This is a genomic window from Paenibacillus sp. PL91, from assembly GCF_012935325.2.
Taxonomy (GTDB): Bacteria; Bacillota; Bacilli; order Paenibacillales; family Paenibacillaceae; genus Pristimantibacillus.
The window spans coordinates 266615-291192 of the sequence record NZ_JABBYG020000005.1 but is presented as its reverse complement, the minus strand read 5'-3'; the positions used below and the strand labels follow the sequence as shown (position 1 = coordinate 291192).

24 protein-coding genes and 1 pseudogene are annotated in these 24578 nt (G+C 46.4%); 5 read left to right on the top strand and 20 right to left on the bottom strand.

The genetic code is table 11. The features are described from left to right. Positions 1 to 23: 23 nt before the first annotated feature. The 6 genes from HI950_RS14645 to HI950_RS14620 all read right to left on the bottom strand — a co-directional run bounded on the left by HI950_RS14645 (position 24) and on the right by HI950_RS14620 (position 5476). Entirely contained in the window at positions 24 to 1622 is a 1599-nt protein-coding gene (locus HI950_RS14645; protein ID WP_169085002.1) for an extracellular solute-binding protein, read from the bottom strand. 148 nt (positions 1623 to 1770) lie between these two features. Continuing rightward, the gene (locus HI950_RS14640) at positions 1771 to 2646 is read right to left on the bottom strand and encodes a carbohydrate ABC transporter permease (RefSeq protein ID WP_191296855.1); all 876 of its coding nucleotides are present in this window, start codon (positions 2644 to 2646) and stop codon (positions 1771 to 1773) included. A gap of 13 nt (positions 2647 to 2659) precedes the next feature. Then, positions 2660 to 3565 (bottom strand): ABC transporter permease, encoded by a 906-nt coding sequence (locus HI950_RS14635; protein ID WP_169085004.1) that lies wholly within the window; start codon positions 3563 to 3565, stop codon positions 2660 to 2662. A gap of 3 nt (positions 3566 to 3568) precedes the next feature. Beyond that, complete coding sequence (locus HI950_RS14630; RefSeq protein ID WP_169085006.1) at positions 3569 to 3754, bottom strand: tautomerase family protein; 186 nt, start codon at positions 3752 to 3754, stop codon at positions 3569 to 3571. 741 nt (positions 3755 to 4495) lie between these two features. After that, positions 4496 to 4912: a VOC family protein gene (locus HI950_RS14625; RefSeq protein ID WP_169085008.1), complete on the bottom strand. Its 417-nt coding sequence runs from the start codon at positions 4910 to 4912 to the stop codon at positions 4496 to 4498. Between the two features lie 114 nt (positions 4913 to 5026). Then, positions 5027 to 5476: a DUF1801 domain-containing protein gene (locus HI950_RS14620; RefSeq protein WP_169085010.1), complete on the bottom strand. Its 450-nt coding sequence runs from the start codon at positions 5474 to 5476 to the stop codon at positions 5027 to 5029. 294 nt (positions 5477 to 5770) lie between these two features. Between HI950_RS14620 and HI950_RS14615 the strand changes: the two genes are divergently transcribed. Further along, positions 5771 to 6328 carry a PadR family transcriptional regulator gene (locus HI950_RS14615; RefSeq protein WP_169085011.1) on the top strand — a complete coding sequence of 186 codons (558 nt, stop codon included), beginning with the start codon at positions 5771 to 5773 and terminating at the stop codon, positions 6326 to 6328. Further along, positions 6303 to 7115, top strand: coding sequence for an alpha/beta fold hydrolase (locus HI950_RS14610; protein WP_169085013.1), 813 nt, complete (start codon positions 6303 to 6305; stop codon positions 7113 to 7115). Before HI950_RS14615 ends, HI950_RS14610 begins: the two co-directional genes overlap by 26 nt. A gap of 321 nt (positions 7116 to 7436) precedes the next feature. Here the strand turns inward: HI950_RS14610 and HI950_RS14605 are convergent, their stop codons facing one another. The 7 genes and pseudogenes from HI950_RS14605 to HI950_RS14580 all read right to left on the bottom strand — a co-directional run bounded on the left by HI950_RS14605 (position 7437) and on the right by HI950_RS14580 (position 13742). Next, positions 7437 to 8339 carry an NAD-dependent epimerase/dehydratase family protein gene (locus HI950_RS14605; protein WP_169085015.1) on the bottom strand — a complete coding sequence of 301 codons (903 nt, stop codon included), beginning with the start codon at positions 8337 to 8339 and terminating at the stop codon, positions 7437 to 7439. 34 nt (positions 8340 to 8373) lie between these two features. Next, positions 8374 to 9033 carry a type 1 glutamine amidotransferase domain-containing protein gene (locus tag HI950_RS14600; protein ID WP_169085017.1) on the bottom strand — a complete coding sequence of 220 codons (660 nt, stop codon included), beginning with the start codon at positions 9031 to 9033 and terminating at the stop codon, positions 8374 to 8376. A 159-nt stretch (positions 9034 to 9192) separates the two neighbouring features. Beyond that, positions 9193 to 9825 carry a substrate-binding domain-containing protein gene (locus HI950_RS14595; protein WP_317618375.1) on the bottom strand — a complete coding sequence of 211 codons (633 nt, stop codon included), beginning with the start codon at positions 9823 to 9825 and terminating at the stop codon, positions 9193 to 9195. Between the two features lie 63 nt (positions 9826 to 9888). Continuing rightward, positions 9889 to 10065: pseudogene (locus tag HI950_RS36710) on the bottom strand (helix-turn-helix domain-containing protein); the annotation flags it as partial. A gap of 91 nt (positions 10066 to 10156) precedes the next feature. Next, positions 10157 to 10870, bottom strand: a complete 714-nt coding sequence (gene eutC / locus HI950_RS14590; protein ID WP_169085021.1) for an ethanolamine ammonia-lyase subunit EutC — start codon at positions 10868 to 10870, stop codon at positions 10157 to 10159. 15 nt (positions 10871 to 10885) lie between these two features. Then, the gene (locus HI950_RS14585; protein ID WP_169085024.1) at positions 10886 to 12250 is read right to left on the bottom strand and encodes an ethanolamine ammonia-lyase subunit EutB; all 1365 of its coding nucleotides are present in this window, start codon (positions 12248 to 12250) and stop codon (positions 10886 to 10888) included. Next, positions 12240 to 13742 (bottom strand): ethanolamine ammonia-lyase reactivating factor EutA, encoded by a 1503-nt coding sequence (locus tag HI950_RS14580; protein ID WP_169085026.1) that lies wholly within the window; start codon positions 13740 to 13742, stop codon positions 12240 to 12242. The genes HI950_RS14585 and HI950_RS14580 overlap by 11 nt, the downstream gene beginning before the upstream one ends. Positions 13743 to 13970: 228 nt before the next feature. On the opposite strand from HI950_RS14580, the gene HI950_RS14575 reads away from it, so the two are divergent. After that, complete coding sequence (locus HI950_RS14575) at positions 13971 to 14870, top strand: SDR family oxidoreductase (RefSeq protein WP_169085028.1); 900 nt, start codon at positions 13971 to 13973, stop codon at positions 14868 to 14870. 101 nt (positions 14871 to 14971) lie between these two features. Here the strand turns inward: HI950_RS14575 and HI950_RS14570 are convergent, their stop codons facing one another. The 5 genes from HI950_RS14570 to HI950_RS14550 form a co-directional block, all read right to left on the bottom strand. Then, a complete protein-coding gene (locus HI950_RS14570; RefSeq protein ID WP_169085030.1) occupies positions 14972 to 16000 on the bottom strand; it encodes a glycoside hydrolase family protein in 1029 nt (342 codons plus the stop codon). 367 nt (positions 16001 to 16367) lie between these two features. Beyond that, positions 16368 to 16958, bottom strand: coding sequence for a TetR/AcrR family transcriptional regulator (locus tag HI950_RS14565; RefSeq protein WP_169085032.1), 591 nt, complete (start codon positions 16956 to 16958; stop codon positions 16368 to 16370). Positions 16959 to 16985: 27 nt separating this feature from the next. Then, positions 16986 to 17408, bottom strand: coding sequence for a VOC family protein (locus HI950_RS14560; RefSeq protein WP_169085034.1), 423 nt, complete (start codon positions 17406 to 17408; stop codon positions 16986 to 16988). A gap of 211 nt (positions 17409 to 17619) precedes the next feature. Continuing rightward, entirely contained in the window at positions 17620 to 19110 is a 1491-nt protein-coding gene (locus tag HI950_RS14555; protein ID WP_169085036.1) for an alginate lyase family protein, read from the bottom strand. Positions 19111 to 19283: 173 nt separating this feature from the next. Beyond that, positions 19284 to 20312, bottom strand: a complete 1029-nt coding sequence (locus HI950_RS14550) for an AraC family transcriptional regulator (RefSeq protein ID WP_169085038.1) — start codon at positions 20310 to 20312, stop codon at positions 19284 to 19286. 180 nt (positions 20313 to 20492) lie between these two features. Between HI950_RS14550 and HI950_RS14545 the strand changes: the two genes are divergently transcribed. Together HI950_RS14545 and HI950_RS14540 are read left to right on the top strand one after the other, a co-directional pair. Next, positions 20493 to 21074 (top strand): NAD(P)H-dependent oxidoreductase, encoded by a 582-nt coding sequence (locus HI950_RS14545; protein ID WP_169085040.1) that lies wholly within the window; start codon positions 20493 to 20495, stop codon positions 21072 to 21074. Between the two features lie 220 nt (positions 21075 to 21294). Then, positions 21295 to 22155 (top strand): GNAT family N-acetyltransferase, encoded by an 861-nt coding sequence (locus HI950_RS14540; protein WP_169085042.1) that lies wholly within the window; start codon positions 21295 to 21297, stop codon positions 22153 to 22155. 149 nt (positions 22156 to 22304) lie between these two features. Here HI950_RS14540 and HI950_RS14535 read toward each other — a convergent pair whose 3' ends face one another. After that, the gene (locus tag HI950_RS14535; protein WP_169085044.1) at positions 22305 to 23999 is read right to left on the bottom strand and encodes a M3 family oligoendopeptidase; all 1695 of its coding nucleotides are present in this window, start codon (positions 23997 to 23999) and stop codon (positions 22305 to 22307) included. A gap of 160 nt (positions 24000 to 24159) precedes the next feature. Then, the gene (locus HI950_RS14530; protein WP_169085047.1) at positions 24160 to 24528 is read right to left on the bottom strand and encodes a hypothetical protein; all 369 of its coding nucleotides are present in this window, start codon (positions 24526 to 24528) and stop codon (positions 24160 to 24162) included. Between the last annotated feature and the right edge of the window lie 50 nt (positions 24529 to 24578).

The window sequence follows — 24578 nt, the reverse complement described above, 5'->3', positions numbered from 1 at the left end:
CAACAGCCTGCTCCCCGTAAACCTTATTCGAAAGCGCTCTCACCGCTCTTATAGCGCTCCGTCGCCTGCTCGATAATCTCCTTGCCGCCTTTGGACAGATACTCCTCAAGCAGCTTCTCGTAATTGTCGATCGGCTCTCTTCCGTAAACCATCTTGAGTACACGCTCCAGAATAAGCGGCGGCATTTCGTCGGACTTCGGATTCAAATCCGGATATTGAACGAGCGCATCCAGACGCGGATCAAATTCGAGCCCTCTGCGGCCTTCATTCGCCAGCATGTTGTCAAAGGCGTCTATGAGCTGCTTGCCGGAATCCGATAGCTCGGATACCCGCTTATTATAGGTCGTATCCTGTACCATCCAGAGCCAGTAGTTGAGATAACGCATTTTGTCCGTGCCGGCTGTATCCGTTGGAACCTCGAATACCGGCTCGCCGTTTGTCACTTGGTAATCCTCGCCCTCAATGCCGAAGCTGAAGAACAGCTCTGCTTTCTCGCTGACCATCCAGTTGAAAAATTTAATAATATCAGCTGCTTTATCCTTCGCCTTGGCGTTAATGTAAAACGAGCGAGTAACCGGATTGTAATGCGCGTAGCCTCCCTTGCCGTCAGGACCAACCGGCGACGGGATAAGGGCAACCTCCGCGTCAGGCACGTTCTGCTTAAGCTGAGCGCCCCAGATCGGCAGCTCATTCGCATTCATCGACCACATGCCTGCTTTGCCGCTCGTAACAATACTTTTGAAATCGGTGCTTTCGATCGTTGCGAATTCCTTGCTGATCAAGCCCTCGTCATGCATCGTCTTGTAGATGCCGATAGCCTTCTTCATGTTGTCGACGTCGAAGAAGCTTGGCTTCACTTGGCCGTCTGGGAACACTTTAAATTGATTCAAATAGCCAAGCACGTCATAGGCGCCGAAGAACGTATCCGCGTACTTGAAGTTTTGGCGGCCGGCGAATGGCTGCTCCACCCCTATCTCCTTAAATGCGCGGAGCACGTCAAGCGTCTCCTCAACCGTCGTCGGGATTTCCTTGCCTGCCTTCTTGAGCAAATCCGTCCTAATCCAAGTCGCCCGGCGCGAAGGATTCGTCAGCACCTCCGGGATGCCGTAAATGTTGCCCGTCTTCGCGTCGGTCATTCTCTCCCAAGCAGACTCGGGAATGAATTTGAGCAAATCCGGACCATGCTCCTTGAGGAGGTCATTCAGCGGAAGGAAAACACCGTTCTCTACAGCGCCCGCAAGCTCAGGGCCGCTAATCCCGCCGCTGCCTTGCACCACGTCAGGGATGTCATTGGTTGCGAACATCTGAATCATTTTATCTTGATATTCATTATGCGGAATGAGACGGATGTCGAGATCTGAATTTGTCATTTTCTCCAGCTCAAGCACATATTTGTCTTTGTTGATGTCCGGGTTCTTCTCGACATAAGCTACGTTTAGCGTTCGCATCGAAATAGAAAATTTGACCGGCTCGGCTGGCTTCTCTTCACCAGGCGCATTCGTCGAAGGCTTCTCGCTTGCATTGCCGCCGGTATTGCCTTTGCCCGCATTATTGCCGCTGCAGCCCGCAATAACCGCAAGCGTTAGAACTATGATCATTGCACGTACCAAAATCTTTTTCATAGATTCCCCTCTTTTCGTTGGATAGTACGCCCTCTATAAAATAGCGCTTACAATTCCATTGTAGATTTGATGCGCACAGTGCCACAATGGACTCCGTTTGGCTGCGTTTGTCTTTTTTTTAGTATCCGCTCATTTGAGCTTTGCCGCCTTATGATTTGATCGATCCTATCATCATGCCTTTAATGAAGTATCGCTGCAGAAACGGATACACCATAATGATTGGAATCGTCGCCACCAAAATGACGGCCATCTGTACGCCCTGCACCGATTGCGATGCCGCCTCGAACGCGAGGTTGCCCGTATCCGTCAGATCGTCCGTAATGAGGAGCTGTCTTAATTTTACCTGCAAAGGGTACTTCTTCACATCATTAATATAATACAAGGCATCCATATACTTGTTCCAATTCGTCACCGAGTAGAAAATACCTACCGTTGCGAGTGCCGGCTTAGAAAGCGGCAGGATGATGCTCCATAGAATGCGCAGCTCGCTGCAGCCGTCAATTCGCGAGGAATCAACCAGCTCGGTTGGAATTTGGGTGAAAAACGAGCGCAGCACGAACAGGTTGAAGGCGCTGATCGCCGTCGGAATCATAAGCGCCCACAGCGTATTTACTAATCCGACCTCGCGCATAAGAATAAACTGCGGAATGAGCGGCGCGCTGAATATCATCGTCATAAGAACAAAGATCAAAATGTAGGTTCTGCCGACATATTCCTGTCTGGATAGCGGATACGCAAGCGATGCTGTCATGATTAGATTAATGATCGTTCCAAGCACCGTAATATACACCGTTACGCTGAACGCTCGCCATATGGAAACATCATCGAATACATATTCATAATATCTTGTCGTAAATTCAACCGGCCAGAACATGACCTCTCCCCGGTCGATCGCGCCGGCGCTGCTCAGAGACTGCGCAATGACATTCAAGAACGGCAGGAACATGAATAAGCCCAGCAGCGTAAGGAAGGTATAGTTGAAAGCTAGAAATAGTTTGCGGCTTATCGATTCGCGTCTGATCATCTGCGGTCCCTCCTTAATACAGCGATTCGCCGGTCGCTTTTTTGCTTACAAAGTTGGCGATGGAAAGTAGTGTGAGGCCGACGACCGACTTGAACAATCCGATTGCCGTCGCATAGCTGTACTGCATTTGATTGAGCCCCGCCTTATAAATGTAAGTATCGAGAATTTCACTGTTCTGAAGGTTAAGCGGATTTTGGAAAACGAATACCCGCTCGAATCCGTAGTCGAGGAAATCGCCGATCTTCAGCAGGAACAAAATCGTAATAACCGGCAGCAGCGCAGGAAGCGTAATCGAGAGCGTCTGCCTCCATCTGCTGGCCCCGTCCATCTCCGCCGCTTCGTACAGATCCGGATTAATTCCGGCAAGCGCCGCGAGGTAGATGATCGTTCCCCAGCCTACATCGCGCCATAAGCCCGAGCTGACAAGAATGGTGCGGATATACGAGTCTTCCCCGAGAAAATAAATCGGCTCAATGCCAAACCAACCGATAATCGCGTTAACGACACCCGAGGAGGGCGATAGAACGCCGACAAAGATACCGCTTACAATTACCCACGAAAGAAAATGCGGCGCATAGATGATCGTCTGCACAATCTTCTTGTACAGTGCAAGCCTTACCTCGTTCAGCAAGAGCGCAAGCACGATCGGCGCTGTGAAAGCAAATACCAAGTCATAGATGCCAAGCAGCAGCGTATTGCCAAGAATGCGGAGGAAATCATAGTGGCTGAACATCCGCTTGAAATGCGCCAGCCCCACCCAAGGGCTCCCCTTGAAGCCCGCGAACAGATTGTAATTTTGGAAAGCGATAACCGATCCAAGCAGCGGCACGTATTTGAACAATAGGAAGAACAGAATGCCCGGAATCGAGATCAAATAAAGCGCTTTGTATTTCCACATATACTGCATCTTGAGCATCATCGTTTACCCCATTTTCTTGCGCAGATTTGCAGGCGCATGCTCGTCGATTGGAATTTCATTAAATTCGATATGAATGAATTCCGGCTCACGGTCGATAATTCTGGACATTTCTCGCGTGAAAACCCGGGTAATCTCTTCCTTCTGCTCGTCTGTGCGGCCCTCGTACATTTTAATCGAAATTTGCGGCATAGGCTTTGCCCTCCTATCCAAGCTGTTTTTGAGTTATGCCTTTATCCTATAAAGAATCGATAGGCTGAACAATGGAGTCGCTTTGCTTCGTTTGTGTTTTTTTTAGGCGGCAAGCGCGGAACTTGGCTTCTTTTTAGGCGGGCTGTTGTTCTTTGTAGGAGGCACAACAAATAAAGGAGCCCACATCGGAAAGACGCGTGGGCTCCTTTAAGTAAGATCAATTGACTACACGAATTGGAATTTGCTCACCCCACCATTTGGTGGAATAGGCGTCGCAAAAATACGTCTATTTTCTAGACTTATTTTTGGGTATATGGTCCATTTGAGGAAATAGATCTACATTCTAGATCTATTTTTGCTGGAACGACACTCCAGCCACCATTTGGTGGGAGTAATGCCGCAATACGTCTATTTTCTAGACTTATTTTTGTGTATTTGGTCCGTTTGAGCATAAGAGATCTACATTCTAGATCTATTATTTCTAAAACAACGCTCCTGCCGCTAATTGGTGGAGGAAGCGCCGCAATACGTCTATTTTCTAGACGATTGAGGATAATAGATCTACTTTCTAGCTCTATTTTGCTGGAACGACGCTCCAGCCACCATTTGGTGGGAGTAGCAGCGCAATACGTCTATTTTCAAGACTAACAGCGTCAATCTTCTTCATCCCATAAAAGGGGCTGTCCCATTTGGTCATTGTGACCTTGTGGGACAGCCCCTTTCCGATAGTTGTGGCAGCTTCTACGCCTTTGGCATCTTGCTCATATCCATATACAGCACATTCCAACGATGGCCATCCAAATCGACGAAGCCGGCTCCGTACATCCAGCCGTCTTGCTCTTTCGGCTTACTGTAAGCTGTTGCGCCTGCCTTTACCGCCTTTTCAACTAGCTCATCCACTTCTTCCTTGCTCTGCGCATCAATAGAGAGCAATACTTCGGTTCCCAGCGCAGTATCTGCAACCTCTTGGCCAGTAAATTTTTTGAAGGTAGCTTCCGGAAAAAGCATGACCATAACCTTCGCCTCACCGATAACCAAGCCTGCCATGTCTTCGCTGTTGAGATGACGCGGATGGAAGGTAAACCCAAGCTCGCTGAAAAACGCTTTAGACTGATTAAGGTCTTTAACCGGAAGATTTAACCAAAATTGTTTAGGCATCGTTGTCGCTCCTCTACATGAATAATAGTTGATATTGTACGTTCTTGTCCTTCATTTTAGCATAGCTAAACTATGATGATTTCTTCTAGATTGCTTTCTATTTATCAGATTTACCTAAGTGCTTGAATGATCCAACCACCTCGAAATCACTTCAACGAGCTTATCCTTCTTAGCTTGTACATCTTCCATATCTGTAAATTTCACGAATGCTCTATCATCCGCGACCCATTCTAATAGCTCTGTCGCATCATTGAACGATTGACGCTTAACGGCATTGTCTTTCACCTTTGCACCGGAATGAAAAATAATTCGAAAAAATCCTTTCCCTTGCAGGTTAAACGTAAACCTATCTTCATGTTGAAATTGGAAGCTCGGAGCATTCCATTTGATGTGTTCATTTAACGCTGTATTTGCGCTTAAAATGATATTCCGAACCTCTTCGATCTCCGGCTTGAGGGGATGCTCCAGCTTGTTCAAAAATGCAACAACCTGTTGATGTCCCTTCTCCAGCTGTTCCGCCGATTTCCCTCCAGCTTTATTTGATGCCTCATTATTCGTTGTCATAGACCATTCCAGCTCCTTCTGCATGGCTAATCTTAAGGACAATAGTAGCATAAAAAATAAGCCAAAGCTTCCCAGCAGCAGCTTTAGCACAAACACTCGTCGTACATTAATCGGGCTTACTGTGCTAATGAAATCAAACCGCGATTGATCCTTTGTGGACATTACCGTTGCATTAACACTTTCCTTGCTCGCTAAGCCTGCCCAATAACACAAGTGATATATTTGCACCTCTTCACATATACCTATTAGGTATGTTAAGATCGATGTATCATTTTAGTGAAGGAGGCCATTGCCTTGGAGTTTGTTATATTGGGTCTTCTTATGATTCGCCATTTGACACAATATGATATAAAAAATGTGCTGCAGCAAAAAGTATCTCCCTTTTTTAGCGCCAGCCTTGGCAGCATTCAAGCCGCATTAAAGAAGCTAGAGAGCAATGGGCATGTCGATCTCAAGGAAATCGTTGAAAATGGAAGAAGAAAAAAGATTTATTCGATAAATCTGCTAGGAAGGCAGCATTTTATGGATTGGATGCTTTCCTCCATCGCCCCCAATCGTTTGGAGCAGGATGTGACGACGCGATTGTTTTTCTTAGGATTTATGACTAGAGCGGATCGCCAAACGATCATCAAAGCAGTCATTGCCCATCTTGAAGCTTCCGTTCAAGCATTCGAAGCCTCTGCTATGGAATCCAGCCACAAGGAAGTTCCCGAGCAGCTGAAGCAGGTCGTCAAATTCCAGCTAAAAACGTTGGATCTGGGACTCTTTTATCACCGAAGCATGCTGGCATGGTTTAAAGAGCTGATGACGGAACTGGAGGCGGACGATGATGAAGAGCGATCAAATAACTAAAAAGCTGGCGTTCAGAAACGCACAATTCACTTATTACATCTCAGGAGATAAGGAAAAAGAAACGATCCTGATGCTGCATCCCGCATTTACGGACCATCACATTTTTGAGGAACAAACGGTTTATTTTCAGAGGAGTTATCGAGTTATTACATTGGATATGCCAGGACACGGGGAAAATCAAGTCAGCGGCACTAAAGTCACCCTAACGGATATGCCTGAAATCATAAACCAGCTTTTGTTGGAAAACGACCTTGCAGACTGCCATATTATAAGTGTCTCCATGGGATCGCTTGTCGCGCAAGCGTTTGCTGACCGTTATCCGGATCGGGTAAAATCAGTAATCATCGTAGGAGGTTATTCGATACACAAGGCGAACGAGCGCGTATTGAAGAAGCAGCGAAGCGAAGGGCTCAAATGGATCAAATATATTTTATTTTCGATGAACAAATTTAGAGCTTATTTAGCTTCAGCATCATGCCACACCGAGCAAGGCCGCGCCGCATTTGCCAAAGGCGTGCAGCATTTTACTCGAAAATCCTTTTCCGCTATGGCCGGTATGAATGCTTTTTTTATCAAAAAGGATACTCCGATGCCTTACCCGCTCCTGATCGTAGTTGGAGAACATGATCTTAAACTTATTCAAGACGCCGCAAGGGAGCTTCATGATTTAGAAAGGCATTCCCAATTGGTGCTCATGCCCCAGGCAGGTCACTGTGCAAACGTGGATGCGCCGAGTGAGTTCAACCATATCGTTGACAACTTTTTGTCCACTATAGCCAACCGCTAACCCGCATCCTCAAACCTTTCTCTTTGATTCAAAATAGCAGGAAAAGCTCCATCTCATTTCCCAATGAAAAGGCAGCTAGACCAAATAAAATGGAAATTCTCCCGTTAATCGGATCATTTTCGCCCCAAAATGGATCAAAAACAAAAGATTAACGGAAAATTCCTTCTAATACTGATTTCCGTCCAATTTCGGTTGAATTAACGGGAGCTTTTCCCCGGTAATCATGCGCGCAAAATTTTCAACCGCCAAGCGTTGCGGCAAATACGTTTACATGTGACTTTTTCAAAGCCCCACGCTCAAAGTAAATCCCGTCTTCACGCTTTATTCTTTCAAATGATGTTTAATCCAGCTGAGCAACGATTCCTCCTTCGGTGCCCAGCCTAGTAGATTTTTGGCGTGAGCAGCGCGTACCCGACTGTTAGAGGCAATGGCAAACCGCGCCCAATCTCCAAGCTCCGCAATCGCTTGATCGGCTGGCCAACTCCATGTCTTGCCTCCATAACCCAGCGCATCACTGACCGCTTTGGCAATGTCTCCATAGGATTCCTCGCCATTTTCAGCGAAGAAATAAGAAGCCGAGGGTGCTTTCTCTAAAGCCAGCACATACAACCGAGCCAAATCCTTGATGTGAACATTGGACCAGCGATTAACGCCCTTGCCGACATGAACGCCTGCACCCAACTCTCGTGACTTGCGAATGATTTGCGGCAATTGATCGCTTTCTACAGGCAGTCCAAGCGCATGTCCATAAATCATCGAAGGAACGATCACTATGCCTCTGACCCATTCCTCTATACCAGCCTTGCGCACAAGTTTATTTATCGCTACGCGCTCTTCCCTAATATCCATGGGCACAAATGGCGTTTCTTCATCAAAAATTTGTTCGCTCGCCGTGTCGCCACGGGCATCATCACCCACTACGCTCGAACCCGATGTATGCAAAAATGGTTTTCCGCTTCCGCGCAAAGCAGCTATAATGGTCTCGACTGCTTGCAAATGATCCGAGTCGGCTGTATGAATAACCGCGTCGCTGAGCCTTGCGTATTCCGTTAGAATATCCGTATCTTCTAGCTTTCCAAGAACGGGTTCTATGCCGATTTTTCTGAGCGGTTCCATCTTATCAGGATTACGTACCAAGCCATAAACCGTATGCCCTGCATCAAGCAAAGCTTTAGCTACTGATCCGCCAATATACCCTGAAGCTCCTGTAACAAATACCTTCATGTTTTCCCTCCCCATCTCGTATCTAGCTTATCCATTAGCCTAGTTTTTCAATGACAGCATTAGTTACTACTAACGTCGATTGTGGGTTTTGCCCTGTAATAAGGTTGCCGTCCACCTCATAATGAGCAGTCCAGTTCGGCGCTGCGACAAATATGGCTCCCAAATCGCGAAGCTTGCTTTCCAGTAAGAAAGGAAGATGCTGATCGAGCGTCGTTGCTGCCTCTTCCCGATCTGTAAATGCACTGACTCTTTTACCCGCTACCAGCGGTTGACCATTCGATAAAGTAGCGCCGACTAATCCTGCCGGTCCGTGGCAAACGGCGGCTACAATTTTATCTCCTTCATAGAAATCGATTAGCAGCTTCTGAAGGTTCGTATCATTTGGCAGATCGTACATCGTTCCATGACCACCCGGCAAGAAAATAGCATCAAAATCGTCTGCCGATACTTCATTTAGCTTAATTGTATTTTCTAAATATTTTTTTGCATCTAAAATCTCTTGCGGAGTGCCAGCATCTACACTGCCGGGATCAACGGGCCCTTCTCCGCCAAGCGGGCTTGCTACCGCAATCTCATACCCTTTGTTTGTAAATGCCATATGTGCCTCAGCAAATTCCGACAGCCATATCCCCGTCTTTTTGCCTGCATGAATCTCGGTATGGTTAGTGACAACGATCAACACTTTTTTTGACATTTGTCTAGCCTCCAATAGTTTTTATTATTGCTGTACCCTTATTCTAATCCTCAAGCAATCAATAAAACAAATTATGAAATAGAGTGTTATTTATAAATATATTTATGTATTTATATCTTCGAAAATAAAAAAAGATCAACTAGTATCTACTAGTTGACCTTACTTATTTTCCCGAATAAGCGACATAACCTCATTAATTTGGGGCAGATGCTTATTCTTTAATGGATAGGCGATATACAACTCGTTTTTAACTTTTAATGGCTCAAACACAACCTTTGATCTGCCATCGTTTAACGATTTTTCTAATAAGTATGTCGGTAAAACGCTCAAGCCCGCGCCGTTCTCGACTGCCTTCAAGATCATATGCAGGTTAGGAATGATATGAATGGGTCTAATTAAAGGACGTTTCTTAAAATGCTCCCTCCAAATTCTTCTGATTATCGGCAATTCCAAGCCATAACTGATCCAGCTCTGGGCAGAGAGCCATTGCTCCATTAGCTTCAAGTTATCGGACTCAAGGATTTGATAATCGATAGGAGCGACAATTACAAACTCTTCATCCATTAATTTCAAATATTCCACGCCAGGCGTTTGGAACCTTTTTGAAGTAATGATGATATCCAATTTATCTTCCTTCAGCAGCTCTAACAATTGTTCTGCCGTTCCAAATTGCGAAAGGGTGCATGTCTTGTAGTTATGAAGCTGAGGCAGTATTTTTTCACTAAAAAATTCATGTGCCGCTCCCAGCTTGATGACGGTTAACGTTGGCAGCGAGGCAGATTTAAAACTCATCGTTGTATCCTCTAATGATTCGATCAGAGGAGCGAGCTGGGAATACAATTCCTTTCCCCTCTCCGTTGGAACTATTTTTCTAGACGTTCTAATAAATAAAGCTTCCCCTACCTCAGCTTCCAAGGCGGCTAAGTGTTGGCTCATTGCGGGCTGCGTCATCATGCGGGTTTTGGCGGCTTCGGAAACAGAATGATGCTTATAGATGGCACAAAAGCTTCTATACCATTCAAAATCAACCATTATACATATTCCTCTCTCGTTAGTAAGACCTGCTTCAACATACAATAAAACCCTTGATTTCTCAAGGGCTAGACGATTTCATTGAATGTTATTAAATAATGAGATTAACGCCGCTGATGCGCTGCTCAATCATTTTCCGAAGGATTGAACCGATATGGGCTCCTGCCTCTACAGGCGGAGTCCCCCTCTGGTGGATATTAGAGATAACCATCCGGTCGGAATCCTTTTTGCCCGGCCGCGGCTGATAGCACATATACGCACTCATTGAGGCTGCTGCTGCAAGCCCAGGGCGCTCACCGATTAATAACACAAGCACTTCCGGCGCAAGCAGCCGACCGATATCATCCATACACCCGACTCGGCCTCCCCTCACAAAAAAAGAAGTGCCGCATGCCAGCTTGTTAAACGCCAAAGAATCTATCAAAGCAGGCAGAATATCAGGCAAATTCTCATCCACAGCCTTTGCGCTAAGCCCGTCTGAAACAACAATTTGAACTTGGGGCTTGTGAACGCAGCGCTCTGTAATTTCTATTGCCGCTTCATCCGCAAGCAGCCTTCCTCTGTCCGGTCGTTTCAAATAATTCTCTTTATCTCCAAATCTCGTGTTGACTGAAAATAAATTAAATTCATCCAAAGTTGCAGCATGAACCTCTCCATATACCGAATCAACCGCATGCGCATGATCCAATCGCAGCTTCAACAGCTCTTTCGTTAAAGGCCTCGTTCCGGTTCTTCCGACGCCGATACGCGCTGGCGTATGCCTTGCCAGCCCTTCAAACCTATTTGATTGCTGCTCTCTATCCATTTTCTAACCTCCACTTTAGTATACAAAACGAACAGCATCCCCTGCATCCGCAGTCAATCGACCGCCTTGCATAATGCCATTTTGCTCAAGCCAAGCTTCAAACGCCGGTGCTGGCCGTTTTTGCAGCGTCTCTCGTATGGTTGCAATATCGTGGTAGCTCATGGATTGGTAATTGAGCATACAATCATCTGCCATCGGCACGCCAATGATGAAGTTAACACCTGCCGCTGCAAGCAAAATACCCAAGTTATCCATATCATTTTGATCGGCTTTCATATGATTGGTGTAGCAAATGTCGCAGCCCATCGGCAATCGATGCATTTTACCCATAAAGTGGTCCTCTAAGCCTGCTCGTATCACCTGCTTGCTATCATACAAATATTCCGGGCCGATAAAGCCTACTACCGTGTTCACGATAAAAGGCTTAAACCGCTTGGCAAGGCTATAGCAACGTGCCTCAAGCGTCACTTGGTCGATTCCGAAATGGGATTCCGACGACAACTCTGAACCTTGGCCAGTCTCGAAATACCAGCGGTTTGGTCCATTGCTCGTACCGTGCAAGCGGATAATCGCATCCGCCTCTTCCAGCATGCTTAAGCTGATACCGAAACCCCGATTTCCTAACTCCGTACCTGCCAGGCTCTGAAAAAGCATATCTGCAGGAGCGCCGCCTTGGACGGCTCTCATTTGCGTGGTCACATGAGCGAGAACACAGTTTTGCGTCGGAATCGACCAGTAGTCAATGACCTCCTGCGTGGCATGCAGTAACGATTTAATGTTTTCCGTCGTATCAATAACGGGATTGATACCGATGACCGCATCCCCTATCCCGTAGCTAAGCGCTTCGAATAGTGATGCTTTCATCCCTCCGATATGATCAGCGGGATGATTCGGCTGCGCTCTGGAAGCTAAGGTTCCCTTATAACCGATTGTCGTCCGGCAAGTTGAAAGAACCTCCAGCTTGGATGCCGCTTGAATCAGATCAAGATTGGACATCAGCTTGCATACCGCCGCGATCATTTCGCTTGTCATTCCGTCCGCAACTCTATGAATGTCGCCCCCCATCGTCTCAGAACGGAGCAAATATTCACGCATCTCAGCGACAGACCAGCCCTTAATCGATTGATACGATTCCTCGTTCACGTCTTCTTCAATAAGCTTGGATATTTCGTCAGCCTCCGGAGGAAGCAATGGATTTTCCCTAATATCGGACATGGTAAGCTCAGAAAGAACATATTTGGCAGCTACCCGCTCCGCTGTATCCGTTGCAGCAATTCCAGCCAATTCATCGCCTGATTTCTCTTCATTTGCCTTGGAGAAAACTTCTTTTAAATGACCGAACTGATATGTTTTTCCTAAAAGCGTTGTTTTAAAATCCATGGCCTGACACCTCTGCTTTCTGATAAAATACAAGCGTTTTTATGACAACGGGTACAATATCATCCTTTAATGGTTTGCCTACATCGATATAATCTCCATCTGATGGCCGAATTTGGTCGATGCAAATGAGCTTCATATCGGCAGGAAGCCTAATTGTCAGCGCGTGTCCAAGCGCTTTCGCCATATCGTTCTCACAGATGACAAGCAAAAATCCGGCAAACTGCGCTGATGCTCCATAATTTGCAACAATACGATCGGCAAGCTTTTGCAGACGCTTATACGTGCAGTAGCCTTCATCTCTTAACGCTAGAGCAAACGGAGGGTCTGATCGTGAGGCTGCGTAGATTTTTGAGGCTTTAAACATGGCTGCACCAATCGCTTTATCAAGCAGCAGCAAATCATTTTCTTCATTCACATCCGCTTTTGGCAAATAGCATACAGCTACAGGCACATTTCGGAGAGGCAGCACTCCATCGTCATAAAATAATGTCGCCCCGCTAATTTCAGTCGTCTGTGTACCTGCTCCTATCACGGTTGCACGTTCTGATTCATTTGCTTGCCGAAGAGGCACAGAGCATGAAGCTCCATGCTCAAGCAAAGCTGCGGCGAGCAAGGGGCCAATGTCACCAAACTTCGCTGCTTCTTCTATATTTTGCGGGGCAGGCAATCCCATTAAACCGCCAACGCCTCCAGAAATCCATATTTCATCCGGTACCGGAAGCGGAGTGGCCGTCGAAGCTACCAAGAGCGCCTCCGTGCTAGAGCCTTCATGGGCAGGATCGATGCAAAGAATACAGTCGATGAGCGCCTTGGCCATCTGGCGGCACAGCTCTTGCAAGGAGGAGAATGAATATGCCGCTCCTACTTCAGGTACATTTAACTCACCGCGCTCTGCCCAAAGCTTCAATGACGGCGCTACGTACGCCACTTGACCGTTCTTATCGATACGGATAAGCCGTCCGCCGACATGCAGGGTAATCGTTGCGATCATCTCTCCATCGCGAAAGTAAGCTGCATTGGCTGTGCCTCCTCCAACATCGATATTGACGATCACTCCTGGCCGCGTCTGCGAATAGGCTTCTGCCCCTGAGCCTTTTCCGGCGAGAATCGACTCCAGATCCGCACCAGCCGTCGCTACGACGAACTGTCCTGCCATTTTCGCCAAAGCATGTACTATTTGTTCCGCATTTTTTTTCGTTGCTGTTTCACCCGTTATAATGACCGCGCCTGTTTGGACCATCTCAGCAGTTAAATCTGCATTTTTATATTCTTGGTCCAATAATTGCGACAGAGCAGCCATATCGATTTCCGATTCATTAATAAGCGGCGTCGTATAGATTGGACTCACATAGTCTAGCCGCCGTTCGATTATTTCATAGCGCGGGAGCGAGAAACCGCCCGAGGTTTTCATGAGCTTCAGCTTCGAAACGATCCACTTCGTTGTGCTCGTTCCTATGTCGATGCCTACGCTTGTAATCCACTTTTCCTCCACTTAATCCGCTCCTTCCAAAAAAGGATATAGATCCTTCAGAACTTTTGCCGCTTACGTCTCTCCCTACGATGTTATTCGTTTTTTCAACAAAAAGATACCGCGTTTATACGGTATCTTTTTGCACTGCGATATGAGGGATGATCATCAAAGCAGCCCTTCAATCCATTCTTCACCCCTAAGGGAATAGGTGAATATCCTGTGTCAACCAACGAAATGGGAGGAACAACGATGATTCCGAAATACCCTTACTACGGAATAGAGACGAAATGCGAGCAAGTACCCGTAACTTTTCCGCCCCAGCATCAAGATCGCCAGCCTGGACTTGAATATTTAATGAACCCGATTCCAATATCCGATAATCCCGAATACAAGGGCAGCGGCAAATTGGCCGGAAAAGTGGCGATCATCACGGGAGGCGACAGCGGAATTGGTCGCGCCGTCGCCATTGGATTCGCCAAAGAGGGCGCGGATGTAGCCATTGTCTTCTTATACGAACGCGAGGATGCAGCTGCGACGAAGCAGATGGTCGAACAATACGGCCGGCATTGTCTGCTGATTGAGGGTGATTTGCGCCAACCGGAATTCTCCTCTGAAATCGTCCGCAGAACCCTTGAATGCTATGGGAAAATAAATATTTTAGTACTTAACCAAGGCGTCCAATTTCCTCAGAATTGCATAATGGACATTTCGAATGAACAGCTCGAGGATACGTATCGCACGAATATCTTCCCGCTCTTCTATTTGACCAAAGCTGCGCTGCCCCATTTATGCTCAGGCAGTTCGATCATCAGCACGGCATCCGTTACCGCTTATGCCGGTGCTCCTCTTCTAATCGATTATTCATCTACGAAAGGAGCAATTGTGTCCTTTACCCGTTCATTGTCGCTTCAACTAGTTGGTTGCGGAATACGGGTCAACGCTGTTGCTCCTGGTCCGATATGGACGCCGCTGATCGTCTCCAGCTATTCCGCGGAGTATGTAAAAACATTTGGTTTAGAGACGCCAATGAAGCGAGCGGGCCAACCGTTCGAGCTGGCCCCGACTTACATTTACTTGGCTTCCGATGATTCGTCTTACGTTACCGGCCAAGTGCTGCATGTCAATGGCGGAGTCATGACGGAAACCTGATGAGGCTGAAAATCGTCTTTTCATTCAATAAAAACGGCCTCCGATTATGAAACGGAGGCCGTTTTTCTTCATGAGCTGTACATCCACAGCGCCATCTTCATTTATTTTAAAGGAATAACCATGTTCCAAGTGACGCCTTCAAACCCCCAAGGACTCTCGCCATTTCCGGTAGCTAGAAACAAATGGGTCGGCTTTCCGTCGTGGAATAAAAGATTTGGCCGTTCTAGATTGCATTGCAGCGTTGTTGTCCCGTCGTCCCATGTCACGCTGCGCGTATAGGACAATGGATTAGGATGCAGGTTCCAATGAATACAATCCTCGCTTGTAGCATAAACGCCAGCGCCCCACTCGCCCGTAAGTCCGCCGCTGTCATTCTTATAGTCATCCTTCATCAGCACATGAAACAGTCCATCCGCATACCAAAGGTAAGGGTCCTCAACGTGGAAATCCTCGTTGTCAAAACGGAATATCGGCAAATCGCTCAGCCGCTCGAACGGCCCTGCCGGATGAGGCGCTTTCACAATTCCGAGCTGCAGCGTCGCATTCGCATATTCACGGGATTTGTATATCATATAAGTCGTTCCATCCGGCAAAATAGCTGCCGAGGGATTGGTAGTGATGGTACAATCCCAGTGGCCTGGTTCCCTAGGCTCCAAAAGAGGGGTGTCCATTCGCTTCCAAGGTCCATAAACGGAATTGCTGGTGGCGAGCCCAATCCTTTTGCGATTCCAAACTTCAAGCGCACGGCCAGAGGATATATCCTCTCCTGGTGATGGGATAGGCCCGCCGTAAGTCGTTCCGAAATAATAAAGATAATACGTACCATTCCAAAATCGAATAGAGGGGTTATGCTGATTCAGCGCATCAAAATAAGAACGATCCCGACGCTCGAATACAACCTCCTCAAATTGATAGGGACCTTCCGGTTTGTCACTCACTGCTCTTACAATTTCACAATTAAACAACCACTGCGCGCCAAAACCAAGATCCTTGCGCCATCTCGATGCAAACAAATGGTACTTGCCATCTTCCCCTTGAATGGCAGAACCGCACCAAATATAATAGTCGTCCATATGGAAGCCGCCATTTTTTGGTGCTGGAAGCAACCTATTATAAATCGGATTTTCCATGAATTATTCCCTCCAATTTCAGTACTAACCGAGCAGACCAAACCTATAAACATAGAAGTTTAAAAAATTAGATTGGAAAAATAGCATGCTTCTCGCAACTGCTAGCTTCAATAACAATTAAAGTTTAAGCCGCGAGCATTACAAAATCAACATCTAAAAAAGCGACATTTTCCCTATCCATTGCTTCATGTTCAATTAAGCGGTCCCTGAGCTTTGTCACTGTAAAAGGCGCAATATGTTAGGGCCAAGCAAGCAACAGTCGATCGCGAGTGATTTGATAATTCGTGAGAAATTGGGCAAGATCGGGAGAACACGCCCACGAACATTAAGCGCGGCAAATTCAGAGCGCATGATGCCGTGGGCTGGGTTATCTAATACCGTCCAGCAGCCTGCGCAGCGTCTGTAGACAGTCTTCCATTGCTTCGGAAGCATCTGCAGTATTCGCTATCTGGGCCAACCAGAGCGCTGCCTCATTTAGTGCACCTGACAGCAAATGTGTTGCTGCATCCAGCCTGACATTTTTCAGATAGCCTTGCTGCTGCATCAGTTCCAGTTGTCCATGCAATAACCGCATAGACTGCTGCTCATCCATCAGCCGCCACTCCTCCCAGCCAAGCACGGCTGGTCCATCTATTAACATAATCCGTCTATTCTCCGGCTCTATCGCCACCGTTACAAATGCCCGGCAGCCCAGATACAGCTGCTCCCACTGATCCTCGCTGAGCGCGGCCTCCTCTTCCAACCGCTGAGCGACTTCACGCTGAACAAGCTCCAGCACAGCCTTGAACAATCCTTTCTTGCTGCCAAAATGATGATATACAGCACCGCGGGTTACCTCGGCGGTTTTTGCTATTTCCTCCAGTGAACAGTCGGCATAGCCATGTATAGTAAAATGCTGCCGTGCAATCTCCTGCAGTTTAAGAATGGTCTCGGCAGTATCTTTCTTATTTCTTCTCATCCGTTTTCTCCCATTCCCTTCACAAGCTCATATGCCCAAATAATTGGACTTCTCCTCCTCTGAGGGCGGAATCATTTCTATTACATCTATCAAAACGCCGCCAGGATCAGAAAGTATAAAATGTCGTTGCCCAAAATCCTCATCCCGAATATCCTGTTCCAGCGTTAGCTTGGCATCAAGCACTAACCGCTTGTATTCTTTATCCACATTATCAACTTCCATGTTCAGAATCAGTCCCTCAGCCCTTTTGCGGTAAGTGGCAGGAATCGTCGGATGCCCCGCATCGAGCAGCGCAAGCTCATACGATCTCTGCTGATCTTCGCCTGTTCGCAAGCTTACATACCAATCAGACTCATATACAACTTCAAAACCAAAGTGCCGCTGATAAAATTCAGCGCTTTCCGCCACGACCTTTGCCATGACAACCGGATAGAAACTGTTCAATTTCATGTTCATGTTCTCCCTTGTTTTAATGGTATCGTGATTTATCCGAATAATAACATACATACAGTGTGTATGTAAATAAAAATAGTTTTAATGGCTTAGCGACGTATCTGGTTAAAGTTCTAATTGAATCGGGCAATATTATACGCGCAAAAAACGACCTTCAATTCGATTTCCGAATTGAAAGTCGTCTCTATTTAAATGCCTGCTTAGCGGCTTATTTAGATGCATTCGGAACCGCGAACAACAAGTGCTCCCGCGCCGCAGGGTCCTTCTCCTTCAACAATTTTTCGGCAACTGCTCGGAATTGCTGCTTGTCATACATCTTCGCCGCAGTCGTCATAATTGGAATTGCCGCTGAAAGGCTTTCCGACTTGATCTGCTCAAACTCCCATTCCTTCTCCTTGCTGATATATGGACTCAGAAACTCAAGCGCCTTAAGGATGCCGCGCCCGTCTTCTGTCTCATAATTCCATAGATCGACTCCAACCTTGCTCCCCAAGCGAGCGACATTGGTTAGGGCGTCCATATTGTAGGTCGAATAATGAAGAGATCGCGTTCTGCTAATCTCAAGCGGCATTCGTCCGTCTGGCTCAATTTGCGAAGCAATCCTTTTCTTGGACGCTTCGGCTACCTGTTTAGCAATATCGGGATGTCCACTAAATAGGGCATAGGCGGCAACTTGAGCGTTATACCAATTGCCATGGTTGTTTTTGGCGTTCTTTTCATCCATACCGATCGGGCTTTCCATCAACCACCTCATGTAATCGCCAATCCATTTTTTAAACTGTTCCAAGTCTTGATCTGATAAATGAGTTGAGTCATTTAAAATCGTTGCAGGATCAAGCGTGTTGAAAATATTTAACGTTTCGATAATGCCTGCTGCCCTGCCCTCATTCACGCCCGGAACCGATTGTCCGTAATTCAAACTCGGGTTCATTCGCGTCGCAGCATCCAAATACCAAACTTTAAGCAATTTGGATGCGTATTTCGCATACGCTTCGTTCTCGGTGTAGAAATAAGCTAAGGACAAAGTACGGATGCCCGAGCTTGTTTTGCCAAAGCTGTCGCGGTCGAAAGTAGACGTATTGACTTCTGGATTAAGCTGGCCGTCTTTATGTATATACGGCAATCCATCCGGCGTATCGGGATTCGGCCACCAGTAAACGCCGATGGAAACGTAATCGTGTTTATCTCCGCTTGGCGCAACCGATGTCTTATCCATGACCGAGAAGGGACCTTTTTGCATAGCTGTATCCGCATCCTTCTTCAGCTGATTGACGCTCTGCGTGATAAGCGGATCACCCGCCAAATATTTGCGCTTCGCCTCATTCAAGGCATCCGCATCCAAAGTAAGCAGCTCGGAGGCATCAAGCGACACTTTGCCCTTGCTTTCATCGCCTGGATTGCTGCTCATGATGACTGCCCTGCTGCCGGAGTCCCATTCAACCGTCTTGCCAAGCATTTCCCCGATCATTCGTACAGGCACGTACGTTGTATTCTGGTAAATCAACGATTCCGGCACCTTATCACCCTGATTGTTGTACAAGCCGTCTGGTGCGCTTTTATTTACCCCATCCACGATCAATTTCAGCTTTTTCAAGCTGATGTCCGTCGAAGCTGAAGCCGCAAAGCCAATGCCGGAGAAGAACAACGATCCGCATAAAAATGATACTGCAACATGCTTTAGTGAATACTTCCTGCTCATCATTTCACTCCTTTGTAATGGATATTAACGTTAATTAATGAAGAAAGCGTTTACAAGACAAATGCTATCTTTTCTATATGCAGACTTACAGGTATTTTTTTAAGATGCATATGTGTAAATTTATTATAGAAATAACTTTCCTTGGGGGAGCCAAATCAAAAACACAGCCTATTTTAGACTGTGTTAGATGCTCGTTCATTCATTATTTTTGACCGGTACTGCCCTGGCGTCAGTCCCGTCCACTTCTTAAATGCGCTTTGAAAAGCGCTTGGCTCTGAAAAGTGCATGACATAGGCAATCTCGCCAACCGAATATTCCCATTTCCTTAAGTAGCCCATTGCCAGCTCCTTGCGCACGCGGATAGAAAGATCATTGTAGGTCGTGTTTTCTTCTTTCAATTTATTTTGAAGCGTTCGCGTGCTTATTCCGAAAGATTCAGCCGTTTGCTGCAAGGTCGGGAAATAGGATGGAATACATTTTTTCATCCACTGTACCACCTGCTCTGAAAACTCGCTTGCCGGCATCAGCTGATCTTTTGCTTCCTGTGCAATCGCCTCGAATACACCCAGCAGCTTGAAATCGGAATACATAACGGAATAGGATAGCACATCCTTGCTCATGCGCAGAACATTTTCCTTCCCGCCAAACACGGGGACACTCCCAAACACCGACATATATGGGCTCGTATCGGCTGGAGCGTCATGCGCAAACTGAATCTCATTGAGCACAATACGCCGATTGCTAAGTCTGCAAATTAACCGATATACGGAGCTCGCCATATCCTCCATACAATGACGAGACATCTGCTCGGAACTATGTAAAAACAATCGAATCAGGACATCGTCTCCCTGCACTTCCCAGTCCAAATTAAATCCGCTGGACAAAATCACATTATACCGCTGGTAAGCGGCTAGCGATTCGACAATCGTACTAGAATGCAGCATGACATAACCGAGAATGCCCAAATCTCCGAACTCCATAATTTCACCTTGGTGCAAACCGAAGTGATCGTCTTGCGTGAAATGCGCAGCTGCGATCATCAGTCGTACCAATTCATCACCTGAAATACGGGCTTCTACATCTTGCAGCAGACTAGCATCAAACGAAGCATAGCTGCAATATTGCTCGGTATCAAATCCTTTGTGAACGATTGTCTTCATAATCGGATATACCATCGAAATGGCCACCCCATGACTCTTCATGCTGCCATCCTCCTTTGCGCAAATCAGCAACATTTTTTGCGTCATTGATCATTCATTTATGTTTGAAATCGTACTAAGCTAAATGTAGTCATACACCACTTATTATAACGCAAACAACTACGAAGGACAGCGATCAAGAGTAAGAGTAAGAGTGGCATTTATTTGAGGAGGAATAGGAATATGAAATCGAAAATACTCGTAATTAACGGACATCCCGATTCACAAAGCTTTTGCTCGGCTTTGTCTGAAGCTTATATAGAAGGGGCAATAAGCAATAATGCCGAGGTCCGAACCATTGATTTGAGCAAAATTCAATTTGATTTGAACTTAAAGTTTGGTTATCGCCAAAGAACAGAGCTGGAGAAAGATTTGATAGAGGCTCAGAAATTAATTACCTGGGCGGATCACCTCGTATTCGTCTACCCCACCTGGTGGGGCGCGATGCCTGCCATCCTGAAAGGCTTTATTGACCGCGTGTTTTTGCCGGGCTTCGCATTCAAATACAGTGAAAATTCCAACCTGTGGGATAAGCTCCTTCGCGGCAAATCTGCACACTTAATTGTCACGATGGACACTCCGCCTTGGTACAACAGGTGGATATACAAGCGTGCGGGCCATAATGTAATGAAACGCAATATTTTGCAATTCTGCGGAATTACGCCTGTACGCGTGACGGAGATTGGGCCAGTTAAGCCATCATCAGCGGAGCTGCGCGCCAAATGGCTCCATAAAGTAAAGAAGCTCGGCTCAAAGCTAGCATAAGATTCCTCATAATCACATGCATAATTACTCTCCATTTTATATGAACCCACTCTAAAATAACCATTATTTTATTATACGGACCCATTATATGTTATAGTCTTAATGAGTTTAATTGGAGGAGATAATGATGAAAAACAATATAACCGGACCCATTCTAGAAGGATAGCGCCTACTGGTCCAAAAACTGCGTGTTTCCTTTACCATTGAGGGTGCTGCAACTATGCCAAAATATGATTTAATGCCTATGAAATATGATTCCAAGGAACAAATCGATGCAATCGTTATACTAGAGCAACAGTGTAAGCAATTTGAACAAATCCATATAAATGTCGGGATCGAGCATCTTGTGAAAGAGGATGGAGACCACGCGTTGCTTTGCTACCATCATGAAAGGCTGATCGGCCTGCTCAGCTGGTATACCTCAGACGGCAGCGCAGCCAATATCAATGGGATGGTGCATCCGGACTATCGTCGCCAAGGCGTGTTCCGCAGCTTGCTGCAGCGCGCCAAAGAGGATATGAAACCGCAAGAGCTGCAAACGCTAAGCTTCCGAGTACCTTCTGGCTCCCAGTCTGGCTTCGGCTTTGTTGAACACATGAAGGCAAGCTTTCAAAGATCAGAATATGCGATGACGCTCGCCCATTTGAAGCCTAGTACGCCTCGTCATACTGGTTTGCGACTGCGCCTCATGCAGCCTCAGGACTTCGAGTTTATGGTGCTATGCTCATCACAGTCCTTTGCCGAATCGGAGGAATGGACGCGCGAATATTTTAGCCGGACGAATGAGCCAAGCCGAATGACGTATATCGCTATGTTGAATCGTGAGAATGTTGGCATCATCCGAATAAATCACATCAATCCAACGACTGCCGTTGTTCATGATTTTTGTATACTCCCCACCCATCAAGGAAAAGGATTGGGGCATGAGGTTCTGACGAAGGCTGTAGCTATTTTGGTGGAAGAACAACGCGCTCATATCCGATTAGGAGTCGTCACCGAAAATGAGCGTGCATTAAATCTATACCGCAACGTCGGTTTTGAAGTCACTTCCGAAAACCAATATTATAATGGCAATATATAAATTAATTCGTTCATGATCTCACGCTAAAAAAAAGGAAAGGCCTCATCGTTGAGGCCTTTCCTAAACTCCATAGAAACATGATTACTTCTTGGGCAAATTAAAGACGATCTGTACCGCTTCCGCGCGCGTTCACGTAATTTACTCTTCTATTACAGAACCGTGTCGTCAACGCTGTCCAGCCAGCTCTCGATGCTGCCGACGACCGATGAAACGCAGCCATCCTCAAACGGCGATTTCAGCCCCGCAGCCTTAACCAGCTCCGTAAAGGACAAGCTCCCGCCAAGGCGGCAAAGCTTCAAATAATCTGCCCATGCCGCAGTACGATCCTCATGCATCTTCTTCCAGAACTGAAAGGCACAGATCTGAGCCAGCGTATAATCAATATAATAGAATGGCGTTCTGAATATATGCCCCTGCTTATGCCAGAAGCCGCCCTGCTCCAGGTATTGATTATCCGCATAATTGCGGTGAGGCAAATATTTGCGCTCAATATCCCGCCATGCCTTTTTGCGCTCGGCTGGTGTCGCATCCGGGTTCTCATAAATATAATGCTGGAATTCATCCACCGTAACGCCGTATGGAAGGAAAATCAAGCCGCTTGCTAAATGGTCAAAGCGGTATTTATCCGCATCCTCCTCGAAGAAGAGGTTCATCCACGGCCACGTGAAAAACTCCATGCTCATCGAGTGAATCTCACAAGCCTCATAAGTAGGGAAGCTGTATTCCGGCACCTCAAAACGCCTGCTCTCATACACTTGGAAGGCGTGGCCCGCTTCATGGGTTAGAACGTCGATGTCGCCTGATGTCCCATTAAAGTTGGAAAAAATATAGGGAGCTTTGTATTCGCTAATATAGGTACAGTATCCTCCGCTTTGCTTGCCCTTCTTGCTGACGAGATCCATGAGATCATTTTGCTGCATGAAGCGGAAAAATGCATCCGTCTCCGGAGACAATTGTTCATACATCTTCGCTCCATTGCCCACGATCCATTCCGGATCGCCCTTTGGCGTCGCATTTCCTGATTTAAAGCTGAAATTCTCGTCGTAGTACAATAGCTGGTCCACATCGATTCTTGCTTGCTGCCGCTCCCTCAGCTTCGTCGCGATCGGCACGATTCCCTCAAGCACTTGTTTCCGGAAGTTCGCTACCATCTCGGCGCTGTAGTCGGTACGGGACATTCTTGCATAGCCAAGCTCGACATAGTTGCTGAAACCAAGCTTCCTTGCGATCTTAGTCCGTACCTTAACAAGGTCATCATAGATGCGGTCAAACGTTTCCTCGTTCTCGGCCATGAAGCCCGATGACGCTTCCGTAGCGCGTCTTCGCATATCGCGATCCGTTGACTGCTGGAATGGCGCGAGCTGCGAAAGCGTCCGCTCCTCGCCCTCGAACACAATTTTTGCCGATGCAATTAGCTTGTCGTACTCCGTCGTCAGCTTATTTTCCCGTTGAAGATCCTCAATAACCTCCGGGCTAAAAATTTTAAGTGCCAGCTCTGCCAGCTGAAAAAGCTGCCGTCCCCACTTGTTTTCCAATTGAGCCCTGAACTTCGAATGCACGAGCGAGCGGTAATAATCGGTTAAATATTCCTGTACGATCGGTCCGTTCTCGTCAAAAAAGTCCTGCTCCGCTTTATAAAATTCATCGTTTGTATCGATAGAGTGACGTATGCTCGCAATTTGCTGCTGCGTATCAAATTCGCTTCGAAGCTTATTCAACGCAGCCATAGCCGCATCCTGCTTCTCATAGCTGTCTGCCGAATTAAACGATTCCAACTGTGCTTTGATTTTTTGCTCCAAATCCTTAACATCAGGACGCTCATAACGATATTCATTAAATTTCATGCCGGCACCTGCCCTCTCTATCTTTATAAATATAATTAGCCTATGAAGCTGTTTACCAATTATATCCTAAAAGAATAGAAAGCACCTATATGACTATGTACTTAAATTTGCAGCGTTCTATTTTTTCCTTATTTGGATCGATAAAGCTGCAGATCCCTTCTCAATTTCCGACATCGTCCAGCAGAAATCCATCGTTATTTTCAATTTTCCATTCCAGCTGTTTCATATATTCAATCATTAACGAGCACGTCTCTCTCCTAATTGAACCCGGCATATCTCTAATTTGGAGCTGTATCATTTTTTCAAAATCTTTGCTTTTCCTTTTTACAGGAAAACCTCTTTTATTTTGATAGTGAACCAGCAGCTTCAAAGATGCTTCCCACTTTTCCAGCTCAATCATTAATACAAGCAGCTTGTATTGATTATCTGATTCATGACTGAAATTAAACCTTTCACAGCTTTTTCTGTTTTCAATTTGTGATTGAAGCACTTTGATCTTCGCTTCAATATCCTCAATAATCTCCAACATATGATCAGCTCCTTCCTGCTGAATGGAACGTGTGTTCTCTATTTAAATAG

Coding starts and splice junctions, on each gene's coding strand:
- HI950_RS14645 (WP_169085002.1), bottom strand. CDS start 1,622: ATGAAAAAGATTTTGGTACGTGCAATGATCATAGTTCTAACGCTTGCG.
- HI950_RS14640 (WP_191296855.1), bottom strand. CDS start 2,646: ATGATCAGACGCGAATCGATAAGCCGCAAACTATTTCTAGCTTTCAAC.
- HI950_RS14635 (WP_169085004.1), bottom strand. CDS start 3,565: ATGATGCTCAAGATGCAGTATATGTGGAAATACAAAGCGCTTTATTTG.
- HI950_RS14630 (WP_169085006.1), bottom strand. CDS start 3,754: ATGCCGCAAATTTCGATTAAAATGTACGAGGGCCGCACAGACGAGCAG.
- HI950_RS14625 (WP_169085008.1), bottom strand. CDS start 4,912: ATGCCTAAACAATTTTGGTTAAATCTTCCGGTTAAAGACCTTAATCAG.
- HI950_RS14620 (WP_169085010.1), bottom strand. CDS start 5,476: ATGACAACGAATAATGAGGCATCAAATAAAGCTGGAGGGAAATCGGCG.
- HI950_RS14610 (WP_169085013.1), top strand. CDS start 6,303: ATGATGAAGAGCGATCAAATAACTAAAAAGCTGGCGTTCAGAAACGCA.
- HI950_RS14605 (WP_169085015.1), bottom strand. CDS start 8,339: ATGAAGGTATTTGTTACAGGAGCTTCAGGGTATATTGGCGGATCAGTA.
- HI950_RS14600 (WP_169085017.1), bottom strand. CDS start 9,033: ATGTCAAAAAAAGTGTTGATCGTTGTCACTAACCATACCGAGATTCAT.
- HI950_RS14595 (WP_317618375.1), bottom strand. CDS start 9,825: ATGAGTTTTAAATCTGCCTCGCTGCCAACGTTAACCGTCATCAAGCTG.
- eutC (WP_169085021.1), bottom strand. CDS start 10,870: ATGGATAGAGAGCAGCAATCAAATAGGTTTGAAGGGCTGGCAAGGCAT.
- HI950_RS14585 (WP_169085024.1), bottom strand. CDS start 12,250: ATGGATTTTAAAACAACGCTTTTAGGAAAAACATATCAGTTCGGTCAT.
- HI950_RS14575 (WP_169085028.1), top strand. CDS start 13,971: ATGATTCCGAAATACCCTTACTACGGAATAGAGACGAAATGCGAGCAA.
- HI950_RS14570 (WP_169085030.1), bottom strand. CDS start 16,000: ATGGAAAATCCGATTTATAATAGGTTGCTTCCAGCACCAAAAAATGGC.
- HI950_RS14565 (WP_169085032.1), bottom strand. CDS start 16,958: ATGAGAAGAAATAAGAAAGATACTGCCGAGACCATTCTTAAACTGCAG.
- HI950_RS14560 (WP_169085034.1), bottom strand. CDS start 17,408: ATGAAATTGAACAGTTTCTATCCGGTTGTCATGGCAAAGGTCGTGGCG.
- HI950_RS14555 (WP_169085036.1), bottom strand. CDS start 19,110: ATGAGCAGGAAGTATTCACTAAAGCATGTTGCAGTATCATTTTTATGC.
- HI950_RS14550 (WP_169085038.1), bottom strand. CDS start 20,312: ATGAAGAGTCATGGGGTGGCCATTTCGATGGTATATCCGATTATGAAG.
- HI950_RS14545 (WP_169085040.1), top strand. CDS start 20,493: ATGAAATCGAAAATACTCGTAATTAACGGACATCCCGATTCACAAAGC.
- HI950_RS14540 (WP_169085042.1), top strand. CDS start 21,295: ATGCCAAAATATGATTTAATGCCTATGAAATATGATTCCAAGGAACAA.
- HI950_RS14535 (WP_169085044.1), bottom strand. CDS start 23,999: ATGAAATTTAATGAATATCGTTATGAGCGTCCTGATGTTAAGGATTTG.
- HI950_RS14530 (WP_169085047.1), bottom strand. CDS start 24,528: ATGTTGGAGATTATTGAGGATATTGAAGCGAAGATCAAAGTGCTTCAA.